Source organism: Bacillus cereus group sp. BfR-BA-01441 (assembly GCF_022663075.1).
Taxonomy (GTDB): domain Bacteria; phylum Bacillota; class Bacilli; order Bacillales; family Bacillaceae_G; genus Bacillus_A; species Bacillus_A cereus.
This window is the reverse complement of the sequence record NZ_JAKUEU010000030.1, coordinates 14,180-26,389: the sequence shown is the minus strand read 5'-3', so window position 1 is coordinate 26,389 and position 12,210 is coordinate 14,180. Positions and strand designations below refer to the sequence as shown.

Genomic DNA, 12,210 nt, shown 5'->3' with positions numbered 1-12,210 from the left:
TTATCGATTGTTCAAGTATAACTACTTATGTAAGCTTAGAAAGTGGGACGTAAGTTTCACTTTCTAGTCTAAATATAAAATAACCTATATAAACTAAGGAGGAATTTAGAATGGCTAAAGCTAAATTCGAACGTTCTAAACCCCATGTTAACATCGGTACAATCGGCCACGTTGACCATGGTAAAACTACATTAACTGCTGCGATCACTACAGTTCTTGCAAAAGCTGGTGGTGCTGAAGCACGCGGATACGATCAAATCGATGCTGCTCCAGAAGAAAGAGAGCGCGGTATCACAATCTCAACTGCACACGTTGAGTACGAAACTGAAACTCGTCACTATGCACACGTTGACTGCCCAGGTCACGCTGACTATGTTAAAAACATGATCACTGGTGCTGCTCAAATGGACGGCGGTATCTTAGTAGTATCTGCTGCTGATGGCCCAATGCCTCAAACACGTGAGCACATCCTTCTTTCTCGTCAAGTAGGTGTTCCTTACATCGTTGTATTCTTAAACAAATGCGACATGGTAGATGACGAAGAATTATTAGAATTAGTAGAAATGGAAGTTCGCGACCTATTATCTGAATACGGATTCCCAGGCGACGACATTCCTGTAATCAAAGGTTCTGCTCTTAAAGCTCTTCAAGGAGAAGCTGATTGGGAGGCAAAAATCATTGAATTAATGGCTGAAGTTGATGCTTACATCCCAACTCCAGAACGTGAAACTGACAAACCATTCTTAATGCCTGTAGAGGACGTATTCTCTATCACAGGTCGTGGTACAGTTGCTACTGGTCGTGTTGAGCGCGGTATCGTTAAAGTTGGTGACGTAGTAGAAATCATCGGTCTTGCTGAAGAAAATGCTTCTACAACTGTAACTGGTGTAGAGATGTTCCGTAAACTTCTTGACCAAGCTCAAGCTGGAGACAACATCGGTGCTTTACTTCGTGGGGTTGCTCGTGAAGACATCCAACGTGGACAAGTACTTGCAAAAAGCGGTTCTGTAAAAGCTCACGCTAAATTCAAAGCTGAAGTTTTCGTATTATCTAAAGAAGAAGGTGGACGTCACACTCCATTCTTCGCTAACTACCGTCCTCAGTTCTACTTCCGTACAACTGACGTAACTGGTATCATCCAATTACCAGAAGGTACTGAAATGGTAATGCCTGGTGACAACATCGAAATGACTATCGAACTTATCGCTCCAATCGCTATCGAAGAGGGAACTAAATTCTCTATTCGTGAAGGTGGACGTACAGTAGGTTACGGTGTAGTTGCTACTATCGTTGAGTAATCTTAACTGATATAAAAAAACCTAAGGGATTTTCCCTTAGGTTTTTTGTTTGCGTTTATATAAGGAAGAAGAGGGTGTTTTTTGTTTTGACGAGTTTCTTCTATAGTATTATAAAAACGACAAAAGATAATCCAGAAACTGTAAAATGAATTCTGTTAGATGAAAACTTGAAATTCTTTAAAGTGCCATGTATAATAGCAAAAGTAGAGAAAAGCAGATGCAAACAAAAAGATGCTTGCATCTAGACGAATAACATTGTATAATAGACAATGTTGGTCTTTGACTGCGATGAAGTGGAAGGTTGCTGACACACCCGGCCGCTTTGCCATGGCATGGTGTGGGGAAATTTCCATGGAGAAGGTCTATTTTAGAAATAGGCGAACGAAGGAGGGAAAATAATGGCAAAAGAAAAAATTCGTATCCGTTTAAAAGCTTACGATCACCGTATTCTTGATCAGTCAGCTGAGAAAATTGTAGAAACAGCTAAGCGTTCTGGGGCAACAGTTTCTGGTCCGATCCCATTACCAACTGAAAAAACTGTTTACACAATTCTTCGTGCTGTTCATAAGTACAAAGATTCTCGTGAGCAATTCGAAATGCGCACGCACAAACGTCTAATCGACATCGTGAGTCCTACTCCACAAACAGTAGATTCATTAATGCGTTTAGACTTACCATCTGGTGTAGATATCGAAATCAAACTATAATTTATATAACTTAAAAATGTAGGAGGTGTAACTCATGACCAAAGGAATCTTAGGAAGAAAGATCGGTATGACTCAAGTATTTGCTGAGAACGGTGAGTTAATCCCAGTAACAGTTATCGCTGCTAATCCAAACGTTGTTCTTCAAAAGAAAACAACTGAAACTGATGGCTACAATGCAATCCAGTTAGGATTTGAAGATAAACGTGAAAAGTTAACTAACAAACCTGAACAAGGCCACACTGCTAAAGCATCTACAACTCCTAAGCGCTTCATTCGCGAAATCCGCGATGCAGACGTGGACGGATTAGAGGTTGGTCAAGAGGTAAAAGTTGACGTATTCGCTACAGGTGAAATCGTTGATGTAACAGGAATTTCTAAAGGTAAAGGTTTCCAAGGTGTTATCAAACGCCACGGACAATCTCGCGGACCTATGTCTCATGGTTCTCGCTATCACCGTCGTCCAGGTTCAATGGGCCCAGTTGCTCCGAACCGTGTATTCAAAGGCAAAAAACTTGCTGGACGTATGGGTGGAGACCAAGTTACTATCCAAAACTTAGAAATCGTTCAAGTTGACACTGAGCGCAACTTATTACTAGTAAAAGGTAACGTTCCAGGTGCTAAGAAATCTCTTGTAGTTGTTCAAGGCGCTGTGAAGGTTAGCAAATAATTCACAATAGGAAGGAGGAATTCCAATGCCAAAAGTTACTGTATATAACCAAACTGGTTCACAGGTTGGTGAAATCGAATTAGCTGAAGCTATTTTCGGTATCGAACCAAATGAAGCTGTACTTTTCGAAGCTGTAATGATGCAACGTGCATCTTTACGTCAAGGTACACACAAAGTAAAAACTCGCTCTGAAGTTCGCGGTGGTGGTCGTAAACCATGGCGTCAAAAAGGAACTGGACGTGCTCGTCAAGGGTCTATCCGCTCTCCTCAATGGCGTGGTGGTGGTACGGTATTCGGACCTACACCAAGAAGCTATGCGTACAAACTTCCTAAGAAAGTTCGTCGTTTAGCAATCAAATCTGCATTAGCTACTAAAGTAGTTGAGAACAACATTGTAGTTCTTGAAGACCTAGTGTTAAATGCACCAAAAACAAAAGACATGCTAGCAGTACTTAAAGGATTAACTGTTGAGAAGAAAGCTCTTATCGTAACTGCTGATGCAAACGAATCTGTAGAGTTATCTGCTCGCAATATCCCTGGAGTAACAGTAATCACTGCTGATGGCGTAAACGTTTTAGACGTGCTTCATCATGATAAGCTAATCATGACAAAAGCGGCAGTGGAAAAAGTAGAGGAGGTGCTTGCATAATGAGAGATCCTCGTGATATCATTAAGCGCCCAGTTATCACTGAACGTTCTATGGAAATGATGGCTGAAAAAAAATACACGTTCGATGTGGACGTTAAATCTAATAAAACAGAAGTTAAAGATGCTCTTGAAGCGATCTTTGGTGTTAAAGTAGAAAAAGTGAACATCATGAACTACAAGCCGAAAGCAAAACGCGTTGGTCGTCACGCTGGTTTTACTAGCCGTCGTCGTAAAGCAATCGTTAAGCTAACTGCTGACAGCAAAGAAATCGAAATCTTCCAAGGCGTTTAATTCTTACTAAAGAAGGAGGGAAATTGAGATGGGAATCAAAAAGTATAATCCAACTACTAACGGTCGTCGTAATATGACTACGAATGATTTCGCTGAAATCACGACTGATAGACCCGAAAAGTCATTACTTGCTCCTTTAAGCAAGAAGGCTGGTCGTAATAACCAAGGTAAAATCACTGTACGTCATCAAGGTGGCGGACATAAGCGTCAATACCGTATCATCGACTTTAAGCGTAACAAAGATGGAATTCCAGGACGCGTTGCTACGATCGAATACGATCCAAACCGCTCTGCGAATATCGCATTAATTAACTACGTTGACGGTGAAAAACGTTACATTCTTGCTCCTAAATCTTTAGAAGTAGGTATGGAAGTTATGTCTGGCCCAGAAGCTGACATTAAAATCGGTAACGCATTACCATTAATCAACATTCCAGTAGGTACTGTTGTTCATAACATCGAGCTTAAGCCTGGTCGTGGCGGACAATTAGTTCGTTCTGCTGGTACATCTGCTCAAGTACTTGGTAAAGAAGGTAAATACGTACTTGTACGTTTAACTTCTGGTGAAGTACGTCTTGTTTTATCTGCTTGTCGCGCTTCAATCGGTCAAGTAGGTAACGAACAACACGAACTTATCAAAATCGGTAAAGCAGGTCGCTCTCGCTGGTTAGGTAAACGCCCAACAGTTCGTGGTTCTGTAATGAACCCTGTTGATCACCCACACGGTGGTGGTGAAGGACGTTCTCCAATCGGACGTAAGTCTCCAATGTCTCCATGGGGTAAACCAACTCTTGGATTCAAGACTCGTAAGAAAAACAAAGCGTCTGACAAATTTATCGTTCGTCGTCGTAAAAAATAATGGGATTGTAGTACGGTTCATTTCTAGAACCGTACGCCAATCACGAAGGGAGGCACCAAAATGGCTCGTAGCTTAAAAAAAGGACCATTTGTCGATGATCACTTAATGAGCAAAATGGAAAAATTAGTTGCATCTGAGCAAAAACAAGTTGTTAAAACTTGGTCTCGCCGTTCAACAATCTTCCCTCAGTTCATCGGACACACAATCGCTGTATATGATGGTCGTAAACACGTACCTGTGTACATCACTGAGGATATGGTTGGCCATAAGTTAGGTGAATTCGCACCAACTCGTACGTACAAAGGTCACCTTGCTGACGATAAGAAAACTAGAAGATAATGAGAGGAGGCACTTCAATGCAAGCTAAAGCAGTAGCGAGAACAGTTCGTATTGCTCCTCGTAAAGTTCGTTTAGTAGTAGACTTAATCCGAGGTAAGCAAGTGGGTGAAGCGATTGCTATCCTTAACCACACACCAAAAACTGCTTCTCCAGTTGTAGAAAAAGTTTTAAAATCTGCAATCGCAAATGCAGAGCACAATTATGAGATGGACATTAACAACCTAGTTGTAGAAAAAGTTTTCGTTGACGAAGGTCCAACGTTAAAACGTTTCCGTCCACGTGCAATGGGTCGTGCAAGCCAAATTAACAAACGCACAAGCCACATCACAGTTGTGGTATCAGAAAAGAAGGAGGGATAATCGATGGGTCAAAAGGTTAATCCAATTGGTCTTCGTGTCGGCGTTATCCGTGACTGGGAATCTCGTTGGTTCGCTGAGAAAGATTACGCTACATTATTACATGAAGACATCAAAATCCGTGAGTACATTAATGTACGCTTAAAAGATTCTGCTGTTGCTAAAGTAGAAATCGAACGTGCAGCAAATCGTGTAAATGTTACAATTCACACTGCAAAACCTGGTATGGTAATTGGTAAAGGTGGTACTGAAGTTGAAGCACTTCGTAAAGCTCTTAACCAATTAACAGGCAAGCGTGTACACATCAACATTTTAGAAGTTAAGAGAGCTGATCTTAACGCTAAATTAGTAGGCGAAAACATCGCTCGTCAATTAGAAAACCGTGTATCATTCCGTCGTGCACAAAAGCAAGTTATTCAACGTGCTATGCGTGCAGGTGCTAAAGGTATTAAAACACAGGTTTCTGGTCGTCTTGGCGGAGCTGATATCGCTCGTGCAGAATCTTACAGTGAAGGAACTGTTCCACTTCATACACTTCGCGCTGATATTGACTATGCAGCAGTTGAAGCTGATACAACATACGGTAAATTAGGCGTAAAAGTATGGATCTACCGTGGAGAAGTCCTTCCTACAAAAAAGAAAGCTTCTGAGGAAGGAGGAAAATAATATGTTAATGCCAAAACGCGTAAAATATCGTAGAGAGCATCGTGGTAAAATGCGTGGTCGTGCTAAAGGTGGAACTGAAATTGCTTTCGGTGAATTCGGTTTACAAGCACAAGCTGCTTCATGGATTACAAACCGTCAAATCGAAGCTGCTCGTCGTGCAATGACTCGTTACATGAAACGTGGCGGTAAAGTATGGATTAAAATTTTCCCTTCTAAACCTTACACTGCAAAACCTCTAGAAGTACGTATGGGTTCCGGTAAAGGGGCACCAGAAGGCTGGGTAGCAGTAGTAAAACCTGGGAAAATTATGTTCGAAATCGCGGGTGTATCTGAAGAGGTAGCACGCGAAGCATTACGTCTTGCAGCTCACAAGTTACCTGTGAAATGTAAATTCGTAAAACGTGAAGAAAATGGTGGTGAATCTAATGAAAACTAATGATATTCGTGAATTAACCACTGCCGAAATCGAAACAAAAGTTAAAGCTTTAAAGGAAGAGTTGTTTAATCTTCGCTTCCAACTTGCTACAGGACAATTAGAGAATCCAACTCGCATTCGTGAAGTGCGTAAAGCAATTGCTCGTATGAAAACTGTAGTTCGTGAAAGAGAGATCGGAATTAATCGATAAATTGAGGGGAGGTTTGCATAGTGAGCGAACGTAACCAACGCAAAGTTTATACTGGTCGTGTAGTGTCTGACAAAATGGACAAAACGATTACAGTTTTAGTTGAAACTTACAAAACTCATTCCTTGTACGGAAAACGTGTTAAGTATTCTAAGAAGTACAAAGCCCATGATGAGCAAAACCAAGCGAAACTTGGCGATATCGTTAAAATCATGGAAACTCGCCCGCTTTCTGCTACTAAGCGTTTCCGTTTAGTTGAAATCGTTGAAGAAGCGGTTATTATCTAAATAGACGAATCGGAATTTTTAGTCCGAAGGGAGGTTTCATAACATGATCCAACAAGAATCTCGTTTGAAAGTTGCTGACAACTCTGGTGCACGTGAACTTTTAACAATTAAAGTATTAGGCGGCTCTGGTCGTAAGTATGCTAACATTGGTGACATTATCGTTGCTACGGTAAAACAAGCAACACCAGGTGGCGTTGTTAAAAAAGGTGACGTTGTTAAAGCAGTAGTAGTACGTACGAAGAGCGGAGCTCGTCGTCCGGACGGTTCTTACATCAAATTTGATGAAAACGCAGCGGTTATCATTAAAGACGATAAGAGCCCACGTGGTACTCGTATCTTCGGACCAGTAGCTCGTGAATTACGTGATAGCAACTTCATGAAGATCGTTTCTTTAGCTCCAGAAGTTCTATAATTTAAGGTATTGCCTTGCTAAGGAGGTGCAGAATTAAGATGCATGTAAAAAAAGGTGATAAAGTACAGGTAATCACTGGTAAAGACAAAGGAAAACAAGGCGTTATCCTTGTGGCTTTCCCAAAGCAAAACCGTGTTATCGTTGAGGGTGTCAATATCGTTAAGAAGCACTCTAAGCCATCTCAATTAAATCCACAAGGTGGAATTATTACTAAAGAAGCACCTATTCACGTTTCTAACGTTATGATTTTAGATCCGAAAACAGGTGAACCTACTCGCGTAGGCTTCAAAGTAGAAGATGGTAAAAAAGTTCGTATTGCAAAAAAATCTGGTGAATTATTAGATAAATAATTTTCTTAAGAAAGGAGGTCACTTCATTGAATCGCCTTAAAGAGAAGTTCCAAAAGGAAATTACTCCTGCTCTAGTGAGCAAGTTTAACTATAAATCTGTAATGCAGGTACCAAAAATCGAAAAGATCGTAATCAACACTGGTGTTGGTGACGCGGTATCTAACTCAAAAGCGTTAGACAACGCAGTAGAAGAATTAACACAAATCACAGGTCAAAAACCTGTTGTAACTCGTGCTAAAAAATCAATCGCTGGTTTCCGTCTTCGTGAAGGTATGCCAATCGGTGCGAAAGTAACTTTACGCGGCGAGCAAATGTATGAGTTCTTCGACAAATTAGTATCAGTTTCTTTACCACGTGTACGTGATTTCCGTGGTGTTTCTAAGAAATCATTCGATGGTCGTGGAAACTATACATTAGGTGTTAAAGAGCAACTTATTTTCCCTGAGATTGATTATGATAAAGTAAGCAAAGTCCGCGGTATGGACATCGTAATCGTTACTACAGCGAAAACTGATGAAGAAGCTCGTGAACTTTTAACACAATTCGGTATGCCATTCCAAAAATAATGGAAGCCAACGCTAAGTAGAGGAGGCGAAAACGTGGCTAAAAAATCTATGATAGCGAAACAAAAGCGTACTCCTAAGTTTAAAGTACAAGAGTATACACGTTGCGAACGCTGCGGTCGTCCGCATTCTGTATACCGCAAATTTAAACTTTGCCGTATTTGTTTCCGTGAACTTGCATATAAAGGTCAAATTCCTGGTGTTAAAAAAGCTAGTTGGTAAAACCCACAAATGGGAAGGAGGTAAAACACATGGTGATGACAGATCCAATTGCAGACATGCTTACTCGCATCCGTAATGCGAACATGGTACGTCATGAGAAATTAGAGGTTCCTGCTTCTAAAATCAAAAAAGAGATCGCTGAACTTTTAAAACGTGAAGGTTTCATTCGTGATGTAGAATACATCGAGGATAACAAACAAGGTATCCTTCGTATTTTCCTGAAATATGGTGCAAACAATGAACGTGTAATCACTGGATTAAAACGTATCAGTAAACCTGGCTTACGCGTTTACGCTAAAGCTGACGAAGTACCACGTGTACTTAACGGATTAGGTATCGCTCTTGTTTCTACATCTAAGGGAGTAATGACAGACAAAGACGCTCGTCAATTACAAACTGGTGGAGAAGTAGTAGCATACGTTTGGTAATATATATTTAAAACGAACGGAGGTGTGACCACATGTCTCGTATTGGTAAAAAGATTCTTGAAATCCCTGCAGGTGTTACTATTACAGTTGCAGAAGACAATACTGTAACAGTAAAAGGCCCTAAAGGTGAATTAACTCGTACTTTCAATGCTGATATGCTTATCAAAATTGAAGAGAATACATTAACAGTTGAGCGTCCATCTGAACAGAAGGAACACCGTGCATTACACGGTACAACTCGTGCTTTAATCGGAAACATGGTTGAAGGTGTAACTGAAGGTTTCGCACGCGGACTTGAATTAGTCGGTGTTGGTTACCGTGCTCAAAAACAAGGTGATAAACTTGTATTAAGCGTAGGTTATTCTCATCCAGTAGAAATGACTCCGGAAGCAGGTCTTGAAGTTGAAGTACCTGCACCAACTAAGATCGTAATTAAAGGTATCGACAAGCAACGTGTTGGCGAATTCGCTGCTAACATCCGTGCTGTACGTGCTCCTGAGCCTTACAAAGGTAAAGGTATTCGTTACGAAGGCGAAGTTGTTCGTCGTAAAGAAGGTAAAACTGCTAAGTAAACCCGTTAGGTGAGAGAAAGGAGTGACAAGAATGATCACTAAAGCTGATAAAAATGCGACTCGTAAGAAAAGACATGCACGTGTACGTGCTAAACTTACTGGTACTGCAGAGCGTCCACGTTTAAACGTGTTCCGTTCTAACCAACATATTTACGCTCAAGTTATTGATGATGTGAATGGTGTAACGTTAGTAAGTGCATCTACTCTTGATAAAGACCTTGCTCTTAACGGTACTAGCAATATTGAAGCTGCTACGAAAGTTGGAGAATCAGTTGCTAAGCGTGCTGTAGAGAAAGGCGTTAAAGAAGTAGTATTTGATCGCGGTGGTTACTTATACCATGGCCGTGTTAAAGCTCTAGCTGAAGCTGCTCGTGAGGCTGGATTACAATTTTAATGGTCAAAGGAGGGAAAATTGATGCATCGCATTGACCCAAGTAAATTAGAACTTGAAGAACGTGTAGTTACGATAAATCGTGTCGCGAAAGTTGTTAAGGGTGGTCGTCGTTTCCGCTTTGCTGCACTAGTTGTAGTTGGCGATAAAAACGGTCATGTTGGATTCGGTACTGGTAAAGCACAAGAGGTACCAGACGCAATCCGTAAAGCTATCGAAGACGCTAAGAAAAACTTAATCGCTGTACCATTAGTTGGTACAACAATTCCACACACAATCAACGGTCATTTTGGCGCTGGTGAAGTATTCTTAAAACCTGCTGCTGAGGGTACTGGTGTTATTGCTGGTGGACCTGTTCGTGCGGTCCTTGAATTAGCTGGTGTACAAGATATTCTTTCGAAATCTCTTGGTTCTAACACACCAATCAACATGATTCGCGCTACTGTGAACGGATTAAGCGAACTTAAGCGCGCTGAAGATGTTGCAAAATTACGCGGTAAATCTGTAGAAGAGCTACTAGGTTAAGGAGGGAAAACAAATGGCGAAAAAGTTAGAAATTACCCTCACTCGTAGTGTAATTGGTCGTCCACAAGATCAACGTGCGACGGTAGAAGCTTTAGGTCTTAAAAAGTTGAATTCAACTGTAGTTAAGGAAGAAACTCCTGCTATTCTTGGTATGATCAACAAAGTTTCTCACCTTGTAACTGTAAAAGAAGCTTAAGGATAACTCATTAATATAAGGAGGTGCCTGGGAATGAAACTTCATGAATTAAAACCTGCAGAAGGTTCTCGTAAAGTACGTAACCGTGTCGGTCGTGGTATCGGTTCTGGTAACGGTAAAACTGCTGGTAAAGGTCATAAAGGACAAAACGCACGTTCTGGCGGCGGTGTTCGTCTTGGCTTCGAAGGTGGTCAAACTCCATTATTCCGTCGTTTACCAAAACGCGGCTTCACAAACATTAACCGTAAAGAGTTTGCTATTGTAAACTTATCAACGTTAAATCGTTTTGAAGATGGTACAGAAGTAACACCTGAATTATTGCTGGAAACTGGCGTTATCAGCAAGTTAAACGACGGTGTTAAAGTTCTTGCAAGCGGAGCAGTAGAGAAAAAACTAACTGTTAAAGCGCACAAGTTCTCTTCAAGTGCTAAAGAAGCAATTGAAGCAGCTGGCGGATCAGTTGAGGTGATCTAATGTTTCGTACAATCTCCAACTTTATGCGCGTTGCTGAGATAAGACGTAAAATATTATTCACTTTAGCGATGTTAATCGTATTCAGGATTGGCACGTTTATCCCCGTGCCATTTACAAATGGAGACGTACTGAAGGCACAAGATCAATTAAATGCTTTAGGTATTCTAAATACATTTGGCGGTGGAGCCTTGAAAAACTTCTCCATCTTTGCGATGGGAATCATGCCGTATATTACAGCATCCATCATCGTGCAATTATTGCAGATGGATGTTGTTCCTAAATTTTCGGAATGGTCGAAGCAAGGTGAAATGGGCCGTCGTAAATTAACGCAATTCACGCGTTACTTTACAATTGTTCTTGCGTTTATTCAGGGGTTTGGTATGTCAATCGGTTTTAACGGTATGGTAGGTGGACAATTAATTTTGAATCCAGGTTGGAGCACTTATTTATACATTGCTACGGTACTGACTGCTGGTACTGCATTTTTAATGTGGTTAGGTGAACAGATTACAGCTAAAGGTGTAGGTAATGGTATTTCCATCCTTATCTTTGGCGGTATTGCCGCAGCGATCCCAAGTGTTATATCTCAAGTGTATCAGCAACAGTTTCAAAATATCGGAGATCAATTGTTCATGAGTATCGTTAAAGTTGCATTGATTTTACTAGCTGTGCTAGCAGTTATTGTGGGTGTTATTTTCATTCAACAGGCTGTTAGAAAGATCCCAATTCAATATGCGAAGCGTGTAACAGGAGGAAATGGTGGTTATGCTGGAGCACAAAACACACATTTACCGCTTAAGGTAAATAGTGCTGGTGTTATTCCAGTAATTTTTGCTGTTTCATTCTTAATTACGCCTCCGACTATTGCACAGTTCTTCCCGAAACATGATGTATCGCAGTGGATTATTGCAAACTTTAACTATTCTCACCCAGTGGGAATGATCATATATGTTGCGCTCATTGTAGCCTTCACATATTTCTATGCATTTGTTCAGGTTAATCCAGAGCAAATGTCAGAGAATCTAAACAAGCAAGGTGGATATGTTCCAGGTATTCGTCCGGGTAAGAATACGGAACAATATCTAACAAAAATCTTGTATCGTTTGACCTTTGTAGGATCAATTTTCCTAGCAGCGATTGCAATCTTACCAGTTATCTTTACGAAATTGGGAAATCTTCCTCCATCTGCACAGATCGGTGGAACGAGTATGTTAATCGTTGTCGGCGTTGCTTTAGAAACAATGAAGCAGCTAGAAAGCCAACTGGTAAAACGCCATTACAAAGGGTTTATCAAGCAGTGAGTAAGTGGGAAGAATTGTCTTCCCTACATGCTCAT

The 12,210-nt window shown here is 40.9% G+C and carries 23 protein-coding genes; all 23 read left to right on the top strand.

What is annotated here, in order from left to right:
* Nucleotides 1-110 precede the first annotated feature (110 nt).
* Nucleotides 111-1,298 carry an elongation factor Tu gene (tuf, locus tag MR107_RS14690; protein ID WP_001029614.1) on the top strand — a complete coding sequence of 396 codons (1,188 nt, stop codon included), beginning with the start codon at nt 111-113 and terminating at the stop codon, nt 1,296-1,298.
* A 398-nt stretch (nt 1,299-1,696) separates the two neighbouring features.
* Entirely contained in the window at nt 1,697-2,005 is a 309-nt protein-coding gene (rpsJ, locus tag MR107_RS14685; protein WP_001040596.1) for a 30S ribosomal protein S10, read from the top strand.
* 34 nt (nt 2,006-2,039) lie between these two features.
* Nucleotides 2,040-2,672, top strand: a complete 633-nt coding sequence (rplC, locus tag MR107_RS14680; protein WP_000160207.1) for a 50S ribosomal protein L3 — start codon at nt 2,040-2,042, stop codon at nt 2,670-2,672.
* Nucleotides 2,673-2,697: 25 nt separating this feature from the next.
* Entirely contained in the window at nt 2,698-3,321 is a 624-nt protein-coding gene (rplD, locus tag MR107_RS14675) for a 50S ribosomal protein L4 (RefSeq protein WP_001127258.1), read from the top strand.
* Entirely contained in the window at nt 3,321-3,611 is a 291-nt protein-coding gene (gene rplW / locus MR107_RS14670) for a 50S ribosomal protein L23 (protein ID WP_001205558.1), read from the top strand. The genes rplD and rplW overlap by 1 nt, the downstream gene beginning before the upstream one ends.
* A gap of 28 nt (nt 3,612-3,639) precedes the next feature.
* Complete coding sequence (gene rplB, locus MR107_RS14665; RefSeq protein ID WP_000511583.1) at nt 3,640-4,470, top strand: 50S ribosomal protein L2; 831 nt, start codon at nt 3,640-3,642, stop codon at nt 4,468-4,470.
* A gap of 60 nt (nt 4,471-4,530) precedes the next feature.
* The gene (rpsS, locus tag MR107_RS14660) at nt 4,531-4,809 is read left to right on the top strand and encodes a 30S ribosomal protein S19 (protein WP_000124454.1); all 279 of its coding nucleotides are present in this window, start codon (nt 4,531-4,533) and stop codon (nt 4,807-4,809) included.
* A 17-nt stretch (nt 4,810-4,826) separates the two neighbouring features.
* A complete protein-coding gene (rplV, locus tag MR107_RS14655; RefSeq protein ID WP_001148024.1) occupies nt 4,827-5,168 on the top strand; it encodes a 50S ribosomal protein L22 in 342 nt (113 codons plus the stop codon).
* A gap of 3 nt (nt 5,169-5,171) precedes the next feature.
* Nucleotides 5,172-5,831, top strand: coding sequence for a 30S ribosomal protein S3 (gene rpsC / locus MR107_RS14650; RefSeq protein ID WP_000529956.1), 660 nt, complete (start codon nt 5,172-5,174; stop codon nt 5,829-5,831).
* A gap of 1 nt (nt 5,832) precedes the next feature.
* The gene (rplP, locus tag MR107_RS14645) at nt 5,833-6,267 is read left to right on the top strand and encodes a 50S ribosomal protein L16 (protein ID WP_000928969.1); all 435 of its coding nucleotides are present in this window, start codon (nt 5,833-5,835) and stop codon (nt 6,265-6,267) included.
* Nucleotides 6,257-6,457: a 50S ribosomal protein L29 gene (gene rpmC, locus MR107_RS14640; protein WP_000855718.1), complete on the top strand. Its 201-nt coding sequence runs from the start codon at nt 6,257-6,259 to the stop codon at nt 6,455-6,457. The genes rplP and rpmC overlap by 11 nt, the downstream gene beginning before the upstream one ends.
* 20 nt (nt 6,458-6,477) lie before the next feature.
* Complete coding sequence (rpsQ, locus tag MR107_RS14635) at nt 6,478-6,741, top strand: 30S ribosomal protein S17 (protein ID WP_000004106.1); 264 nt, start codon at nt 6,478-6,480, stop codon at nt 6,739-6,741.
* A gap of 43 nt (nt 6,742-6,784) precedes the next feature.
* Nucleotides 6,785-7,153 carry a 50S ribosomal protein L14 gene (gene rplN, locus MR107_RS14630; RefSeq protein ID WP_000615912.1) on the top strand — a complete coding sequence of 123 codons (369 nt, stop codon included), beginning with the start codon at nt 6,785-6,787 and terminating at the stop codon, nt 7,151-7,153.
* A gap of 38 nt (nt 7,154-7,191) precedes the next feature.
* Nucleotides 7,192-7,503, top strand: a complete 312-nt coding sequence (gene rplX, locus MR107_RS14625; protein ID WP_000558200.1) for a 50S ribosomal protein L24 — start codon at nt 7,192-7,194, stop codon at nt 7,501-7,503.
* 26 nt (nt 7,504-7,529) lie between these two features.
* Nucleotides 7,530-8,069: a 50S ribosomal protein L5 gene (rplE, locus tag MR107_RS14620; RefSeq protein ID WP_001080831.1), complete on the top strand. Its 540-nt coding sequence runs from the start codon at nt 7,530-7,532 to the stop codon at nt 8,067-8,069.
* Between the two features lie 33 nt (nt 8,070-8,102).
* Nucleotides 8,103-8,288, top strand: coding sequence for a 30S ribosomal protein S14 (gene rpsN, locus MR107_RS14615; protein WP_001085700.1), 186 nt, complete (start codon nt 8,103-8,105; stop codon nt 8,286-8,288).
* A 29-nt stretch (nt 8,289-8,317) separates the two neighbouring features.
* Nucleotides 8,318-8,716, top strand: coding sequence for a 30S ribosomal protein S8 (rpsH, locus tag MR107_RS14610; RefSeq protein ID WP_000245511.1), 399 nt, complete (start codon nt 8,318-8,320; stop codon nt 8,714-8,716).
* Between the two features lie 32 nt (nt 8,717-8,748).
* Nucleotides 8,749-9,288, top strand: a complete 540-nt coding sequence (gene rplF, locus MR107_RS14605) for a 50S ribosomal protein L6 (protein ID WP_000086558.1) — start codon at nt 8,749-8,751, stop codon at nt 9,286-9,288.
* A 31-nt stretch (nt 9,289-9,319) separates the two neighbouring features.
* Nucleotides 9,320-9,682: a 50S ribosomal protein L18 gene (rplR, locus tag MR107_RS14600; RefSeq protein ID WP_000628816.1), complete on the top strand. Its 363-nt coding sequence runs from the start codon at nt 9,320-9,322 to the stop codon at nt 9,680-9,682.
* Nucleotides 9,683-9,703: 21 nt separating this feature from the next.
* The gene (rpsE, locus tag MR107_RS14595; protein WP_000554646.1) at nt 9,704-10,204 is read left to right on the top strand and encodes a 30S ribosomal protein S5; all 501 of its coding nucleotides are present in this window, start codon (nt 9,704-9,706) and stop codon (nt 10,202-10,204) included.
* A gap of 13 nt (nt 10,205-10,217) precedes the next feature.
* Nucleotides 10,218-10,400 carry a 50S ribosomal protein L30 gene (rpmD, locus tag MR107_RS14590; protein WP_001085234.1) on the top strand — a complete coding sequence of 61 codons (183 nt, stop codon included), beginning with the start codon at nt 10,218-10,220 and terminating at the stop codon, nt 10,398-10,400.
* A 33-nt stretch (nt 10,401-10,433) separates the two neighbouring features.
* Complete coding sequence (rplO, locus tag MR107_RS14585) at nt 10,434-10,874, top strand: 50S ribosomal protein L15 (RefSeq protein WP_000766081.1); 441 nt, start codon at nt 10,434-10,436, stop codon at nt 10,872-10,874.
* Complete coding sequence (gene secY / locus MR107_RS14580) at nt 10,874-12,175, top strand: preprotein translocase subunit SecY (RefSeq protein WP_000490117.1); 1,302 nt, start codon at nt 10,874-10,876, stop codon at nt 12,173-12,175. The genes rplO and secY overlap by 1 nt, the downstream gene beginning before the upstream one ends.
* The last annotated feature ends 35 nt before the right edge of the window (nt 12,176-12,210 follow it).